Annotated in this window: 13 protein-coding genes; 5 read left to right on the top strand and 8 right to left on the bottom strand. The window is 65.9% G+C overall.

What is annotated here, in order from left to right:
* Positions 1-202: 202 nt before the first annotated feature.
* The 5 genes from C100_RS36315 to araD1 form a co-directional block, all read right to left on the bottom strand.
* On the bottom strand, positions 203-1,630 hold the full coding sequence (locus C100_RS36315; RefSeq protein WP_024019980.1) for a glycoside hydrolase family 43 protein: 1,428 nt from the start codon (positions 1,628-1,630) through the stop codon (positions 203-205).
* A 35-nt stretch (positions 1,631-1,665) separates the two neighbouring features.
* On the bottom strand, positions 1,666-2,712 hold the full coding sequence (locus tag C100_RS36310; RefSeq protein WP_024019979.1) for an arabinan endo-1,5-alpha-L-arabinosidase: 1,047 nt from the start codon (positions 2,710-2,712) through the stop codon (positions 1,666-1,668).
* A 144-nt stretch (positions 2,713-2,856) separates the two neighbouring features.
* Entirely contained in the window at positions 2,857-4,425 is a 1,569-nt protein-coding gene (locus C100_RS36305; protein WP_024019978.1) for an alpha-N-arabinofuranosidase, read from the bottom strand.
* 23 nt (positions 4,426-4,448) lie between these two features.
* Complete coding sequence (locus C100_RS36300) at positions 4,449-5,375, bottom strand: Gfo/Idh/MocA family protein (RefSeq protein ID WP_024019977.1); 927 nt, start codon at positions 5,373-5,375, stop codon at positions 4,449-4,451.
* 5 nt (positions 5,376-5,380) lie between these two features.
* On the bottom strand, positions 5,381-6,373 hold the full coding sequence (araD1, locus tag C100_RS36295; RefSeq protein ID WP_024019976.1) for an AraD1 family protein: 993 nt from the start codon (positions 6,371-6,373) through the stop codon (positions 5,381-5,383).
* 185 nt (positions 6,374-6,558) lie between these two features.
* On the opposite strand from araD1, the gene C100_RS36290 reads away from it, so the two are divergent.
* Complete coding sequence (locus C100_RS36290; RefSeq protein WP_024019975.1) at positions 6,559-7,323, top strand: FadR/GntR family transcriptional regulator; 765 nt, start codon at positions 6,559-6,561, stop codon at positions 7,321-7,323.
* A 108-nt stretch (positions 7,324-7,431) separates the two neighbouring features.
* Here the strand turns inward: C100_RS36290 and C100_RS36285 are convergent, their stop codons facing one another.
* Positions 7,432-8,739: a sugar MFS transporter gene (locus tag C100_RS36285; RefSeq protein WP_024019974.1), complete on the bottom strand. Its 1,308-nt coding sequence runs from the start codon at positions 8,737-8,739 to the stop codon at positions 7,432-7,434.
* Positions 8,740-8,863: 124 nt separating this feature from the next.
* Between C100_RS36285 and C100_RS36280 the strand changes: the two genes are divergently transcribed.
* Positions 8,864-10,015, top strand: coding sequence for an aldose epimerase family protein (locus C100_RS36280; protein WP_024019973.1), 1,152 nt, complete (start codon positions 8,864-8,866; stop codon positions 10,013-10,015).
* Positions 10,015-10,875, top strand: coding sequence for an SMP-30/gluconolactonase/LRE family protein (locus C100_RS36275; protein WP_024019972.1), 861 nt, complete (start codon positions 10,015-10,017; stop codon positions 10,873-10,875). The genes C100_RS36280 and C100_RS36275 overlap by 1 nt, the downstream gene beginning before the upstream one ends.
* A gap of 245 nt (positions 10,876-11,120) precedes the next feature.
* Here C100_RS36275 and C100_RS0124690 read toward each other — a convergent pair whose 3' ends face one another.
* Positions 11,121-12,032 (bottom strand): ROK family protein, encoded by a 912-nt coding sequence (locus C100_RS0124690; protein WP_031309478.1) that lies wholly within the window; start codon positions 12,030-12,032, stop codon positions 11,121-11,123.
* A gap of 235 nt (positions 12,033-12,267) precedes the next feature.
* Between C100_RS0124690 and C100_RS48615 the strand changes: the two genes are divergently transcribed.
* Both C100_RS48615 and C100_RS36270 read left to right on the top strand, forming a co-directional pair.
* Complete coding sequence (locus tag C100_RS48615) at positions 12,268-12,432, top strand: hypothetical protein (protein ID WP_024019971.1); 165 nt, start codon at positions 12,268-12,270, stop codon at positions 12,430-12,432.
* Positions 12,433-12,542: 110 nt separating this feature from the next.
* Positions 12,543-13,136: a nitroreductase family protein gene (locus tag C100_RS36270; protein WP_024019970.1), complete on the top strand. Its 594-nt coding sequence runs from the start codon at positions 12,543-12,545 to the stop codon at positions 13,134-13,136.
* 48 nt (positions 13,137-13,184) lie between these two features.
* Here the strand turns inward: C100_RS36270 and C100_RS36265 are convergent.
* On the bottom strand, positions 13,185-14,531 hold a 1,347-nt coding region (locus tag C100_RS36265), incomplete at its 5' end, for an efflux transporter outer membrane subunit (RefSeq protein WP_024019969.1).

Genomic DNA, 14,531 nt, shown 5'->3' with positions numbered 1-14,531 from the left:
CTCTGACTAATTATTGCTCCGACAAATGAATCGCAAGCGGAAAATGGCGGTCTGATCCCATGAAATGGGACGTGAGTGATATTTATGCCGCATAGCGGGTCTGTATGGCCCGACGGCGCGGAAATGCCGACCAAATTTAAAAAGGGGCCGGTCGCACAGCGGCGACCGGCCCCGATGGAAAAACCATTTGTCGGACTTCTGATCAGTCCGCGCGCCAATAGGCCGCCGCATCGCGCGTGCGGACCAGCCGGACCTGTCCGTCCGCCAGGCCCAATGCCTTGCCCGGCGCGGCGACGGCGGCGAAGCGGAGCGTGCCCTGCGCCTTGTCCTCCAGCCGCACAAACTGGCTGCGCAGCGCGAAATCGGCGCTGTTGCTGTCGGGTTGCAGCGTCACCGACCCGTCCTTGCCGGCGACCAGATAGTGGTCGGGCATCAGGATGGGGGAGAGCATCATGCTTTCCTTGCCCGCGCGCCCCTTGGTCTGGCGGAACTGGGTCTGGGCGAGCGAGGGGTTGCCGCCGATCAGCCGCGCGCCATCATGCGCCAGCAGCGCCATCGGGCTGGCGGCGGAAATAAAACGTTCGGGCAGCGGGCCATTGCCGACGGGGACGCCGAAATCGGGGGTGCCATCGGCGGTGTAGTAAAGCCGCTGGACGCGGGTGTGGCGGTCCGGGTTGAACAGCGGATCGCCCTCGATCGCCTCATAATCGCGGCCATGATAGACGAGTATGTCGCGGCCCTGTTCATCGACGGTGAAGCTGTTGTGGCCGGGGCCGTAGACGCTGGTGTCGCGGTTGGTGACAAACACCGGCCGGGGCGATTTGCGCCAGCTTTTGGGGTCCATCAGGTCCGCATTCTCGTCCGCTGTCAGCAGGCCCAGGCAATAGCGCGCGTCGGTGGCGCTGGCCGAATAGGTCATGAACAGGCGGCCGTTGCGGTGGAGGACCGCCGGCGCCTCGGCGACCTTGTAGCCCCGCACTTCCCAGTCGAGGGTGGGGACGGTGAGGCGGGCCGGCCTGGCCGCAAGGGTGAGCGGCGTCTTCATCGGCGCGAGGTAGAGGTTGCTGTTGGTGTCGATCCCCGGTTCGCGTTGCGCCCAGGCGAAATAGCGCACGCCCTTATGGACGAAGCTGGTCGAATCGAGGTTGAAACTGTCCCAGGGCGTCTGAAATTCGCCGAGCACGCTCCATGAGCCGGTCATGGGATCGGCGCCGTCGCAGACCACGACATAGGTGCGGATGCGGAACACATCGTCGCCGCCACCGCTGGGGCCGGCGGCGAAATAGACATACCATTTGCCGTCGATCTGATGCAGTTCGGGCGCCCAGATAAAGCCCGAGCGCGGACCGGTCTTTTCATGGCGCCACAGGATTTTTTCATCCGCCGTGGCGAGGCCCGCAATGGTCTTCGACCGGCGCAGCACCAGGCGATCATATTCGGGGACCGATCCGGTCATATAATAATGGCCGTCGTCATGGCGGAAGACCTGCGCGTCGGCGCGATTCTTGACCAGCGGGTTGACGGGGACGGGCGCAGCCGCGTCGGCCGATGCGGCGCGGGCGGCCATGGGGGCAGCCGAAAGCGCGGCGGTGCTGCCGATGAAGCCACGGCGGGACAGGGCGAAAGGCATCGGTTTCTCTCCGGTGTTAGTCAGACTAATAATGGTCAATAATCGGCTTGGGGCCAGCCGTCAGCACCCCATGTGACTGGCGCGATGCGCAGCGTGGGGGCGCCGTCCGCCTGTTTGTCATAGGCGTGGTAGACGACGTAATCCCGGCCGTCCCCATTCTTGCCATCAACGTCGTGGAGCCAGCCGGCATGGCCCGGCCCGCGCCAGCGCTGCTGTTCCTGAAGGTCGGCGCGGATGAAGATGGTGCCGCCGCCCTCCATCAGCTTGCTGCCATCCTTGCCCAGATAGGGGCCGGTAATATCCTTCGATCGGCCGATGACGGTATAATAGCTGCTGTTCACGCCCTTGCAGCAATAGTCGTAGCTGACCATCAGCCAATAATAGCCGCCATGGTCGATGATGAAGGGCGCTTCGACCGGGGCCGGGCCGCCCGCGGGCGCGGGACGGCGGGCGATGGAAAGGGGCTTCGCCTTCGGATCTTTCGGCTTGCCGGTTTTCGGGTCCAGTTCGAACAGCTTGATGCCGGTCCAGAAACTGCCCAGGGTCAGCCAGTGGCGGCCATCCCGGTCGATGATGAAATTGGGGTCGATGGCGTTATAATCGTCGTCCTTCGTGGACATGACGACCAGTCCTTCGTCGCGCCAGCCGAAATCGGGCGCCTTGGGGTCCAGCGTCGGGCTGGTGGCGAGGCCGATGGCCGACCGGTTCGATCCGAAGGTGGAGACGGAATAATAGAGGCGGTAGCGGCCGTTCACATAGCTGATGTCGGGCGCCCATATGCCGTTGCTGCCGGGGATCGCCTTGGTCGCCCAGTCCGGCAATGCGGTGAAGACCGGGTCGCCCGCCGTCCAGTGCACCAGGTCGGGCGAGGTGCGGGTTTCGATCAGCCGCTTGCCATGGCCGGTGCTGAACACATGATATATGTCGCCCTGGCGAATGATGACCGGATCATGCGTAGGGACGAGATCGCCGGTGAGGCGGCTGTTGAGCGTGCCGCGCGGCGGCTCGGCCGGCTGCTGTGCACAGGCTGCGCCGATCAACAGCGCAAGAACCGGGAACGTCGCGATGATGTGCCGCTTCATGCAGGCCTCTCCATTTTCAGCATCATGCTCCTGCGGAGGCAGGAGCCCGGCGGATAGGGCGGAACTGGGCTCCTGCCTTCGCAGGAGCGCTCGCATCAGGGGATGGAGCGGGCGGCTGTTCCACCCTCCGCCCGCTCCAAGCCTTTATTGCAGGTCGAGCACGACCACGGACTTTGGCGGCAGCGCCACCGTCAGGGTGTCGCGGCTGATCTGCGCGCCGCTGAACGGGGCGGGCTTGATCGTCTCCGGCGCGTCGAACGTGTTGTGCGCGTTCATCGCGGGCGCCGTCAGGATGCGGCCGCTGACCGTCGCGGCGTTGAGGCCGTCCAGCTTCACGCTCACCATATTCGACTGGTTCGGGTCGAGGTTCGAGAGGCCGACATGGACCTTCCCATCCTTGCCCTTCACCGCCGATCCGCTGACCGCCGGCATGGTGAACTTGCCCTTCGCATACCAGGGCGTGTCGATGTCGATCGGCAGCACTGTGGCGTCCTGCCAGGGCTTGTACATTTCGAACACATGATAGGTGGGCGTGAGCACCATCTTCTTGCCATCGGTCAGGATCATCGCCTGAAGCACGTTCACCATCTGGGCGATGGCGGTCATGCGGACGCGGTCGGCATGACGCGCGAAGATGTCGAGATGGATGGAGGCGACCAGCGCATCGCGCAGCGTATTTTGCTGACGCAGGAAGCCCGGATGGGTGCCGGGGTCTTGCGCATACCAGGTGCCCCATTCGTCGACCGCCAGGAAGACGCGCTTCTTGGGATCATATTTGTCCATGATCGCCGTATGCTTGGCGATCAGTTCCTCCATATGCGTCGCACCGGCCAGCGTGTCGGCCCACGCGGTCTCATCAAAGTCGACCGGCGACGCCTTGGGCGGCCAGCCGCCCTGCGGCAGGGTGTAATAATGGAGCGAAACGCCGTCGAGCTGGTCGCCCGCGACCCGCATCATCGTTTCGGTCCAGTTATAATCATCGACATTGGCGCCTGCCGCGATCTTCAGGATCTTGGTGCCGCGCGGCGCCTTGATGAAGGTGGCGTAGCGGCGCGTGACGTCGGCGGCATATTCGGCGCGCATGTTGCCGCCGCAGCCCCATAGTTCGTTGCCGATGCCGAAATAGGGCACGGCCCAGGGTTCCTTATGGCCGTTCTTCGCGCGCTCTTCGGCCAATGTGCCGGCGGGCGAGGTCATATATTCGACCCACTCGGCCATTTCCTGCGGCGTACCATTGCCGATATTGCCCGCCACATAGGCTTCCGCGCCGACCTGCCGCAGCAGTTCGAAAAATTCGTGCGTGCCCACCGTGTTCGGCTCGGTCACGCCGCCCCAATGGGTGTTGATCTTGACCGGGCGCTTGTTCTGGGGGCCGATCCCTTCGCGCCAATGATATTCGTCGGCGAAGCAGCCGCCGGGCCAGCGGATGACCGGCACCGACAGGTTGCGCAGCGCGGCGATCACGTCGTTGCGAAAGCCGTTGGTGTTGGGGATCGACTTGTCGTTGCCGACCCACAGGCCGCCATAGATGCCATTGCCCAGATGTTCGGCGAACTGGGTGAAGATGCGCTTGTCATACACCGGGCCGGGCGTGTCGGCGTGGATGGTCGCGCTGGTTGGTGTGCCGTCCGTATCCGCGCTGGCCGTCTGCCATGTCAGCGCGCTGGCGCAGAGCAGCAGCGCGGCGGTAGTGCGGCGCAATGTCTTGATCATGTCCGTCCTCTCCTGTTGAAAACTTAGTCGTGAAATGGGTCGGTGGCCTCGCGTCGCCCGCGCAGGAAGGCGTCGGCCACCAGCCGCAGCGGGGCGGTGTCGACGTCGCTGCGGCCGCCCCGGATCAGCGTGGCGAAACGGCTGTAGAGCCCGGCATATTCGATATCCTCGCCATGTTCCGTCCCGCTGGGCAGGGTCAGCACGGCGCCGCCCTGGGTCAGTTTCAAGGGGCCGGCGTCGGTTTCGACGATGATGTCCCAGCTTTGCGGCCCGGTCTGGCGCCAGTCGAGGTCCATATGGATCGGCGCGCCCGCCGTGTCGCGAAAGGCGAGGTCGGCGGCGATCGGCGCGGCGCGGTTTGCCGGCAGCACCAGGGTCGCCTCCTTCAGGAAGAAGGGGCGCGGCAGGATATGGGTGACGATCGACAGCGCGTTGATGCCGGGATCGAACACGCCCAGTCCGCCGGGCTGCCAGATCCACGCTTGCCCCGGATGCCAGACGCGCACATCCTCGCGCCAGATGATCGATACCTTCTCTATCTTCCGTTCGGCCAGCCAGGCGCGGGCTGGCGCGACGCCGGCGGCGAAGCGGCTGTGCCAGGCGGCGAACAGGGTCGCGCCGACCTTGTCCGCCTGGCTCTTGAGCGCTTCCACTTCGGCCAGCGTGGCGCCGGGCGGCTTTTCGAGGAAGACATGGGCGCCCCGGCTCAGCGCCTGCGCGGCCAGATCGTAGCGGACCTGCGGCGGGGTGCAGAGCGCGACGGCGTCCACCGCCGGCCCCTGCATCAGCAGTTCGTCCAGGCTGGCATGATGCGGCACGCCGTCGATGCCCGCATCATGCGGGCTGACGGTCGCCGCCAGGCTGAAGGCGCCATTGCCCCGGATCGCCGGGACATGCTGGTCGCGCGCGATCTTGCCGATGCCGACGATCGCGATACGGATCGGATCCATCGGGTTCAGAGCGTCTTGACGGCAACCTGGACGGCTTCGGCGCGCTTCAACGGGTTACGCACCGGCAGGGTGAAGGGCGCGGCGAGGATTTCGAACATGTCGCCTTCCTGCGTCTGCACCCCGTCGCTGAAGGACAGAGTGGCGGTGCCGAAGAAATGGACATGGACGTCGCCGGGGCGGCGGAACAGGTCATATTTGAAATGATGATGTTCCAGATTGGCGAAGCTGTGCGACATATTGCCTTCGCCCGACAGGAACGGCTTTTCCCAGATCACGTCGCCGTCGCGCAGGATGCGGCTGGCGCCTTCGATATGTTCGGGCGGCGCGCCGACCAGCAATTCGGGGCCGAGGGCGGCCTGGCGCAGCTTGCTGTGGGCGAGCCAGAGATAATTATGACGTTCGGTGACATGGTCGCTGAACTCGTTGGCGAGCGCGAGGCCGAGGCGATAAGGGGTGCCATCCTCGCCGATCAGGTAGATGCCGGCCAGTTCCGGTTCCTCGCCGCCATCCTGGGCGAAGGCGGGCATGACGAGCGGATCGGTCGGGCCGACCAGTTGCGAGCCGTCGCCCTTGTAGAACCATTCGGGCTGCTGGCCGACCGCGCCGGCGACAGGCTTGCCGCCTTCCAGCCCTTCCAGGAACATGCGCATCGAATCGGTCTGCTTTTCGGCGGCGGCGGCTTCGCGATGCATCTTGTCGCGACCCTCGGCCGAACCGAGATGGGTGAGGCCGGTGCCGGTCAGTTGGATATGCGCGTCATCGTCATGGTCGATCGGGGTGAGCAGGCGGTTGGCTTCAAATTCGGCGGCGATGTCGATGGCATCGCCCCGGCCGGCGGCCTCGACGGCGGCGGTCAGGCTGACCCCTTGCGCGATTGCGTGCAGCGCCAGCGCGCGGATAGTCGCGAAACCCGGCACGAAATGGGCCGCGTCGCCCTGCGCGGCGATGACCGCCCGTTCGCCGGAGTCCGAACGGTGCTGCAACAGACGCAATGTCATGAAAACTCTCCTCCCGCACGCCCTGTCGGCGCTGGTTCCTCGACAAAAAGCAAAGCGCCGCGTCGGGCGGTGCCGGCGCGACGATGATTCCCAATTACTCCGACATATTACAGGGTGATGGTAAAGGCAATGATTGTATTCTACGCTAAAACATGCCTCATAGGATGGAGGTGGGAGGAGCCCGAATGGTGAAGGAAAATCCGTCTTTGCGAACGGATGAGACGGAAAAAGGCGGCAACGGCCGAGCGGCGAGGGGGCCGGGACGACGGCTGCATGGCGCCATCGCGCACAAGCTGGGCACGGCGATCTTGTCGGGGCAATATCAGCCCGGCGACACGCTGTCGGGCGAAGTGGCCTTTGCCGAGGAACTGGAAGTGTCGCGCAGCGCCTATCGTGAGGCGATCCAGGTGCTGACCGCCAAGGGGCTGGTCGAAAGCCGGCCCAAGGCGGGCACGCGCGTGCTGCCGCGCAATCGCTGGAACCTGCTCGACCCCGATGTGCTGGCCTGGGCCTTTGCCGGCGAGCCGGACATCCAGTTCGTGCGCGACCTGTTCGAACTGCGCGCCATTGTCGAGCCGGCGGCCGCGCGGCTGGCGGCGCAGCGGCGCGACAAGGACGACATCAAGATCATGAAGGACGCGCTGGCTGCGATGCGCCGCCACACGCTGGCGACCGAAGCCGGGCGCGCGGCGGACCGCGATTTTCACAATGCTATATTGAACGCGACCCGCAATGACGCGCTGCTGGTGCTGACCGCCAGCATCGGCGCGGCGGTCAACTGGACGACTCAATATAAGCAGCGCGCCCGCGCCCTGCCGCGCAACCCCATTCCCGACCATGTCCGCGTCTATGACGCGATCGTCGCGGGCGATCCGGCGGCGGCGGCGGAGGCGATGGGGATGTTGGTCGATCTGGCGCTGGAGGATACGGCGAGCGCGATGGCGCGCTGATCCGCTCCGCTCCACGCCTGGGGGCGGGGCCATTGCGAGCAAACAAAAAGGGCCGGAGCGGACAAATTCGCTCCGGCCCTTTTGCCGTCCGAGTGCGACCCCGGCTCGTTATTGCGCGATCTGCTGATCGGGCAGCGCGTGGGTGGGCTTGGACCCCCACAGCGCATAGAAGAGGACGTAGAGTTCGCAGGCCGCAGTCAACAGGAAGCTGGTCTGGAGACCGTACATGTCGGCCATCCAGCCCTGCACCACCACCAGCGCGCCACCGGCGATCGCCATGATGAGCAGGCCCGATCCTTCCTCGGTCAGCGGCCCCAGCCCCTTGATGCCCAGGGTGAAGATGGTCGGGAACATGATCGAGTGGAACAGGCCCACCAGGATCAGCGACCACATGGCGACCGGCCCGGTCGTGAAGACCGTCACCAGCATCACGATGAACGCGCCGATCGAGAAGGCGGCCAGCACATGGCCCGCATCGAACCGCTGCATGATCGCAGACCCTGCAAAGCGGCCGACCATCATCCCGCCCCACAGGAAGGTCAGGTAATTGCCCGCCTGCTCATGGGTGAGGTTGGCGATCTGCGGCTGGCTGACGAAATTGACGAACAGGTTGGCGACGCCGATTTCCGCGATCAGGTAGATGAAGATCGCCGGGATGCCGAACACCAGGTTGCGATGGTTCCAGAGCGAATGTTTCTTGCGCTCTTCCTTGTTGTGGCGCTGCGTCGCATTGCCCATGGCGGGCAGCGGGAAGCGCGCGATGACCACGGCCAGCACGGCCAACACAATGGCGACCAGCACATAGGGCAGGATCACCGACTGCGCGTCGGCCATCCGTTCGGCCTGCGTCAGGACGATCTCGCCCTGCGCCGTGCCGCCCTTCGACCGGCCAAGGATCAGATAGGCGCCGAACATGGGCGCCAGCATCGTGCCCGCCGAATTCATCGCCTGGACCAGGTTGAGCCGCGAGGAAGCGGTTTCGGGCTTGCCGACGACCGCGACATAGGGGTTGGCCGCAACCTGGAGCAGGGTGATGCCGCTGGCGATGATGAACAGCATGACCAGGGTCACGCCATAGGAGGGGATGGACGCCGCCAGCGTCATGCCCAGCGCGCCCGCCGCCATGATGAGCAGGCCGATCACCATCGATTTCTGGTAGCCGACCCGCTCGATCAGCTTGGCCGAGGGGATGGATGCGAAGAAATAGGCGATGAACCACACCGATTCGATCAGCGTCGTCTGGGTGTAGCTGAGGTCGAACACGCTGCGCAGATGGGGCAGCAACGTGTTGTTGATGACGGTGATGAAGCCCCACATGAAGAAGAGGCTGGCGAGCAGCGCGAGCGCGGGGCCGTAGCGCGTGCCGGGGTTATGCGTTGCGACTGGCGCAGCGCCAGACGAGATCGGTCCTGCCATTCATCCTTCTCCAGTGCAGTTCCATTAAGCGAGCGACCGATCAAGGGTTGCGCACGCCGATTTTGTCGGAGTATATCCCCGACAACGGCCCGTCAATGGGCGTGCGTCATCGGGAGGAAGTCCAATGCGGAAGGTCGTCGATTTTAAAACAGCGTTGTCATACGGGCTGGCCCTCACGCTCGCAAGCGGTTCGGCGATGGCGGCGGACGCCAGCCGCGCGCCGGCGGGCAATCTGGCCGACGGGACGGCGCTCGAAACGCTGACCCTGACCAATGGCCAAGGGGTGTCGGCAAAGATCCTGACCTATGGCGCAACGCTCCAGTCGCTGATGGCGCCGGGCAGGGACGGGCAGGTCGCCGACGTCCTGCTGGGCTATGACGACGTCAAGGATTATGTCGACCATCCCAATTATTTCGGCGTGACCGTGGGCCGCTATGCCAACCGCATCGCCGCCGGTAAATTCACGCTCGACGGCAAGGCCTTTCAGCTGCCGGTCAACGACAATGACGTCAATTCGCTGCATGGCGGCGGCAAGGGCTTCGACAAGCAGGTCTGGAAGGTCGTGTCGCTGAAAAGCGGGCCAACGGCGAAGGCGGTGCTGGCGCTGACCAGCCCGGACGGCGATTCGGGCTATCCCGGCAAGCTGGACGTGACCGTCACCTACACGCTGGACGAGAGCGGCAATCTGGGCATCGCCTTCGACGCGAAGACCGACAAGCCGACCATCGTCAACATGACCAACCACGCCATCTTCAATCTTCAGGGTGAAGGATCGCCCGACGGCGCGCTGGGCCATATGCTGACGATCCCGGCGAAGGCCTATACGCCCGTCGACGCCAATCTGATCCCGACGGGCGAACTCAAGCCGGTCGAGGGCAGCGTGTTCGATTTCCGCGCCCCCCGCCGGGTGGCCGACGGCATTCGCGACGGGCGCGACCAGCAGATCGTCTATGGGCGCGGCTATGACCATAATATGGCGCTGGACAAGGGGCTGACCAAGGCACCGGAACTGGCGGCGCGGCTGGAAGACCCGGCGTCGGGTCGCGTGCTCGAAGTGCTGACGACCGAACCGGGCGTGCAATTCTACACCGGTAATTTCCTGGACGGCACGTTCATCGGCAAAAGCGGGCATCTCTACCGCATGGGCGACGGCATCGCGCTGGAGCCGCAGAAATTCCCCGACTCGCCCAATCACGACAATTTCCTGTCGGCGCGCGTCGATCCGGGCAAGCCCTATCACCATCAGATGATCTATCGTCTGTCGGTGAAGCGCTGATGCCCGATTGGCGGATGATCCCGCGCGACGGCGCGGACCGGCTGGGCGAAGGAACGCTGTGGTCGGCGCGGGACAATGCCGTCTATTGGGTTGATATCCTGGCGCCCGCGCTCAACCGCCTGTCGCTTGGCGACGGCGCGGTTGAGCGCTGGGCGATGCCCGAGCCGCTGGGCTGGGTCGCGGAGCGGGCGCGGGGCGGCTTCATCGGCGGCTTCCAGAGCGGGTTCAAGTCCCTGGCCCTGGACCCGCTGGCGATCACGCCGATCGGCGATCCCGAACCGCATCTGCCCGGCAGCCGGATGAATGATGGCAAGGTCGATGCCCATGGCCATATCTGGTGCGGCACCATGGACATGGCCGAGGAACAGGATGTCGGCGCGCTTTACCGATTGGCGCCGGACCTGACATGGGATGCGGTCGACACCGGTTATCGCGTGCCGAACGGCCCTGCTTTTTCGGCCTGCGGCAACTGGCTCTACCATAGCGACACGGCGCGGCGAACCCTCTACCGCTTCGCCCGCGACGCCGACGGCAATGTCCGCGATCGCACTGTGTTCATCCGCTTTGCGGAGGAAGACGGCTATCCCGACGGCATGACGGTGGACGCTGACAATCATCTGTGGGTCGCCCATTGGGGCGGCAGCCGGATCAGCCGCTTCACGCCCGACGGGACGCTGGACCGGGCGATCGTCATGCCTGCGCGGCAGGTGACCAATATCTGCTTCGGCGGTCCCGGCCTTGACCGCATGTTCGTCAGCTCCGCCACTGTGGGGCTGGACGATCCGACCGAGTTTGACGGCGGTTTCTTCGAGGTTGAAAGCGGCGCGCAAGGATTGCCGACGCATCTCTTTGCGGGTTGATCGCGCGATCGCGTGACGGATGGAGGGGCGGATGCGTTGGCGATGCCGGCCATCCGCCCCTTTTTCGCATGGCGGCATGAAGGCGGTTGCATCATCCGGGGAAAAGCCCTAGGGATCGGCGACAACGTTGTCATACCTCTCCAAAGTAGACGATGTTGCGCCCGGACAGCCCTTTGGCGAACTGCACGCGCCGCGGGGTTGTCCGGGTCGATTTTCCCCTCCGCTCCACTTATCGCGTCGGTGGCTCAGCAGGGGTCATGCTCCAGCGCATCCAGCGCCAGCGCCACCGCACCCAGCGGTCCCGCCTGGTCCCTCAGTGCAGGCGGACGGACGATCTGCGCGATCGTTTCAGCAGTGACGAAGGGCAAATAGCCGTTGAGCTGCGCCAGCACCCGGTCGCGAACCCGGTCTAGCAGCCCGGCCCGGCCCATGCCGACGCCCCCGCCGATCAGTACCTGCCGCGCGGCGGTGGTGAGCAGGATCGTGCCGACAAGCTGCGCGATGTCGTGGGCGACATGATCCCACCGTGGATCGTCCGCGGCGATCGCGTCCCCCGCCACACCGAAGCGTGCCGCCAGGGCGGGACCGCTGACCAGCCCTTCGATACAGTCGCCATGAAAACGGCAGGCGCCCGCAAAGGGGTCGTCCGGCGCACGGCGCACCAATATATGGCCCAGCTCCGGGTGCATCGCGCCATGAAGCGGTCGCCCATGAATGGCGAAGCCGCCGCCAAGGCCCGTGCCGATGGTGAGATAGCAAAGGCAGTCGGAATGACCCTGCGCGCCCGCGCCCCAGCGCGCCTCCGCCAGGGCCGCGCCATTGACGTCGGTGTCGATCGCCGCCGGACAGGCGAGGGCGGCGGTCAGCGCCCCCCAAATGTCCGCGCCGGTCCAATGCGGCTTTGGCGTGGGCAGCATATGGCCGAAATCCGTTGCCGCCCGGTCGAGCCGCAGCGGTCCGAAGGAGGCGATGCCCAGCGCGGCGAAGCCATGGTCCGCCTGCCATCCGGCCAGAAGTTGACGCGCCTGTCCCAATGTGTCGCCGGGCGTCGTCGTCGGGATCGTGACCCGGTCCACAATGTCCCGTCCCCGCGCGCGCAGCACGACGACCTTCGTCCCGCCCAGCTCCACGCCGGCCACCAGCGGCCCGGCGGTCATCCGCGCTGGCGCCGGCACGATGGAGCGAAGCGGAAAGGGCGGGAAACGGGCATGGCGGCACCTTGACGGGAGGGGGCATGGGGATAGGCGGTCCCTTCCTAAAACAGGATCGCCCCATGCTCCAGTCGCCCGGCCCATCGTCCCAAGCATTTCTGTCGGCGGGTCGAGCATTGCTTGGGCGCCGATTGTCTATCATATTGATAGTAAGCTGCACGAGTCGGCGAGAAGGAGAGCCATGAACGAATCACAACTGGACGAGACGCAAAATGCGTCCTGGTGGAGCCGCCTGACACAGGCGATGTTCCGCGAACCCGCTATCATCCTGCTGGAACAGGCTGGCGACGACCGATCCTGTGAAGAGGATGCGCCGCGTATCGTGGCGTGCGAAGGCGCCCGTTAGGCGATCCTGCCCAATAAAGCCCGACTAAACGAAGCGTTGCTTTTTTTTGATCTTCGCAGCGGATGAACCGCGGTGCATGAAGCGCCGGGTCCACCCTTGCGAGGAATATCATGGCTACAAACCCCCGCGCCGTCACACGCGCCGTCGATCCCCTGTTCCTGGAGCGCTGGTCGCCCCGCGCCTTCGATTCCTCGGTGATGCCGCAGGAAGATCTCGACACGATGCTGGATGCGGCACGCTGGGCGCCGTCGGCGTTCAATTATCAGCCCTGGCGCTTTCTCTACGCGCGGCGCGACGGTGCTGACTGGAGCCGCTTTCTCGACCTGCTGGTGCCGGGCAACCAGGGCTGGGCGCAAAATGCGTCGGTGCTGATGTTCATTCTGTCCGACACGCTGATCGCTGCGCCCGGTTCGCAGGAATTCAAGCCGGCGCACAGCCACAGCTTCGATGCGGGTGCGGCGTGGATGACGCTGGCGTTGCAGGCGACACGCATGGGCTATCATAGCCATGGCATGGTCGGGGTCGATTTCGACCGGGCGCGGACCGAACTGGCGGTGCCCGACCGCTTTCACTTCGAGGCGGGAGTTGCGATCGGGCGGCAGGGCGACAAGGCGATGCTGCCCGAAATGTTGCAGGCGCGCGAAGCGCCGAGCGGTCGCAATCCGATCGAATCCTTCGCCTTTGCCGGTAATTTCCCCGGCTGATCCAACCGGGGGAGGCGTTGGCCGTGCGGCCTCGCCTCCCCCGGAACGTCAGGTCGTCGTCCAGCCGCCGCCCAGCGCGCGGAACAGATCGACCTGCGCGAACGCCACCGCGCGGTCGGCGCCGGCAAGGTCTGCCTCGGCCGCCGCCTGGGTGCGCAGCGCGTCCAGCACGACCAGGAAATCAATCTGCCCTTCACGCTGGCGCGCGGTGCTGATGCGGGCGGCGCGCGCCGCTTCGTCCCGCGCGGTCTGGAGCGCGGCGCGACGTTGAAGCGCATTGGCATAGGTGGAGAGCGCCGTTTCCGTCTCCTCCAGCGCGCGCAGCACGGTGCCATCGAAGCTGGCGAGCGCCGCGTCGCCATCGGCCCGTGCGACGGCGATCCTGGCGCGGTTCGCTTCCTGGTTGGGGAAGGCCCAGTTGATGAGCGGCCCCAGCAGCCAGTTGAGCGGTCCCCCGCCGAACAGATTGCCGCCGCCCACCGCCGTCGTGCCGATCGACCCGCCCAGCGTGATGCGGGGATAAAGGTCCGCCGTCGCCACGCCGATCCGCGCCGTGTCGGCCGCCAGTCGCCGTTCCGCCGCGCGCACGTCGGGGCGTCGGGCGAGCAGGGCGCGGCCGTCGCCGACCGGGATGGGCTGGTTCAGGTCCGGCGTCTCATGCGCTGCCCGCACGGTTTCGGGCAAATCCTGCGGCGTGCGGCCAGTCAGGGTGGCGAGGCGGAACAGCGCGGCGTTGCGATCCGCCAGCAGCGCGGGAATCTGCGCCTGCTGCTGGTCGCGCAATGACGTGACGCGGATCACGTCGAGCCGGTCGGACCGGCCGACGTCGAAGCGCGCCTGGGTGATGCGCAGCGACTTGTCGAGCAGGTCGACCGTCCGTTGCGCCACGGCGATGCGCTCGGCCGAAGCGGTGGCGTCGACATAGGCGCGCACCGTGTCGGCGACGACCGCGACCCGAACCGCGTCGGCATCCGCCGCCGCCGCGCCGGCGTCGCCCCGCGCGGCTTCGACCCCGCGCTTCACCCGGCCGAACAGATCGACCTCATAGGCGACGTCCAGCCCCATATCGATGGTCCAGTTTTCCCGGTCGAAGCCGGGCAGCGTCTGGGCCTGGCTGGCGCGGCCATAGGTTGGCGATCCGCTGAGCGTGGTGCTGGGCAGCCGGTCCGATCGGGCGCCGCGCAACTGGGCGCGGGCGCGCTCCAGCCGGGCGACGGCGACGCGGATGTCTGTGTTGGCCGCCAGCGCGTCGCGCACCAGGCCGTCGAGCAGCGGATCGCTGTAGAGCCGCCACCAACGATCGTCGGCGGGGCTTTGGGCGACCGCCGGGCTCGCCGCCCCGATGAAGGGGGTGGCGGCGCTGGTCGGGGTGGCGGGCGGCCGATAGTCCGGCCC

Origin of the sequence: Sphingobium sp. C100, assembly GCF_000508185.1 — a bacterium.
GTDB lineage: Bacteria > Pseudomonadota > Alphaproteobacteria > Sphingomonadales > Sphingomonadaceae > Sphingobium.
This window is presented reverse-complemented; position numbering and strand designations above follow the sequence as displayed.

What these genes read in the sequence shown, in the direction of transcription:
- C100_RS36310 (WP_024019979.1), bottom strand. Translation starts at nt 2,712, where the DNA reads ATGAAGCGGCACATCATCGCGACGTTCCCGGTTCTTGCGCTGTTGATC.
- C100_RS36300 (WP_024019977.1), bottom strand. Translation starts at nt 5,375, where the DNA reads ATGGATCCGATCCGTATCGCGATCGTCGGCATCGGCAAGATCGCGCGC.
- C100_RS36280 (WP_024019973.1), top strand. Translation starts at nt 8,864, where the DNA reads ATGCGGAAGGTCGTCGATTTTAAAACAGCGTTGTCATACGGGCTGGCC.
- C100_RS36275 (WP_024019972.1), top strand. Translation starts at nt 10,015, where the DNA reads ATGCCCGATTGGCGGATGATCCCGCGCGACGGCGCGGACCGGCTGGGC.
- C100_RS36305 (WP_024019978.1), bottom strand. Translation starts at nt 4,425, where the DNA reads ATGATCAAGACATTGCGCCGCACTACCGCCGCGCTGCTGCTCTGCGCC.
- C100_RS36290 (WP_024019975.1), top strand. Translation starts at nt 6,559, where the DNA reads ATGGTGAAGGAAAATCCGTCTTTGCGAACGGATGAGACGGAAAAAGGC.
- C100_RS0124690 (WP_031309478.1), bottom strand. Translation starts at nt 12,032, where the DNA reads ATGACCGCCGGGCCGCTGGTGGCCGGCGTGGAGCTGGGCGGGACGAAG.
- C100_RS48615 (WP_024019971.1), top strand. Translation starts at nt 12,268, where the DNA reads ATGAACGAATCACAACTGGACGAGACGCAAAATGCGTCCTGGTGGAGC.
- C100_RS36285 (WP_024019974.1), bottom strand. Translation starts at nt 8,739, where the DNA reads ATGGCAGGACCGATCTCGTCTGGCGCTGCGCCAGTCGCAACGCATAAC.
- C100_RS36315 (WP_024019980.1), bottom strand. Translation starts at nt 1,630, where the DNA reads ATGCCTTTCGCCCTGTCCCGCCGTGGCTTCATCGGCAGCACCGCCGCG.
- C100_RS36270 (WP_024019970.1), top strand. Translation starts at nt 12,543, where the DNA reads ATGGCTACAAACCCCCGCGCCGTCACACGCGCCGTCGATCCCCTGTTC.
- araD1 (WP_024019976.1), bottom strand. Translation starts at nt 6,373, where the DNA reads ATGACATTGCGTCTGTTGCAGCACCGTTCGGACTCCGGCGAACGGGCG.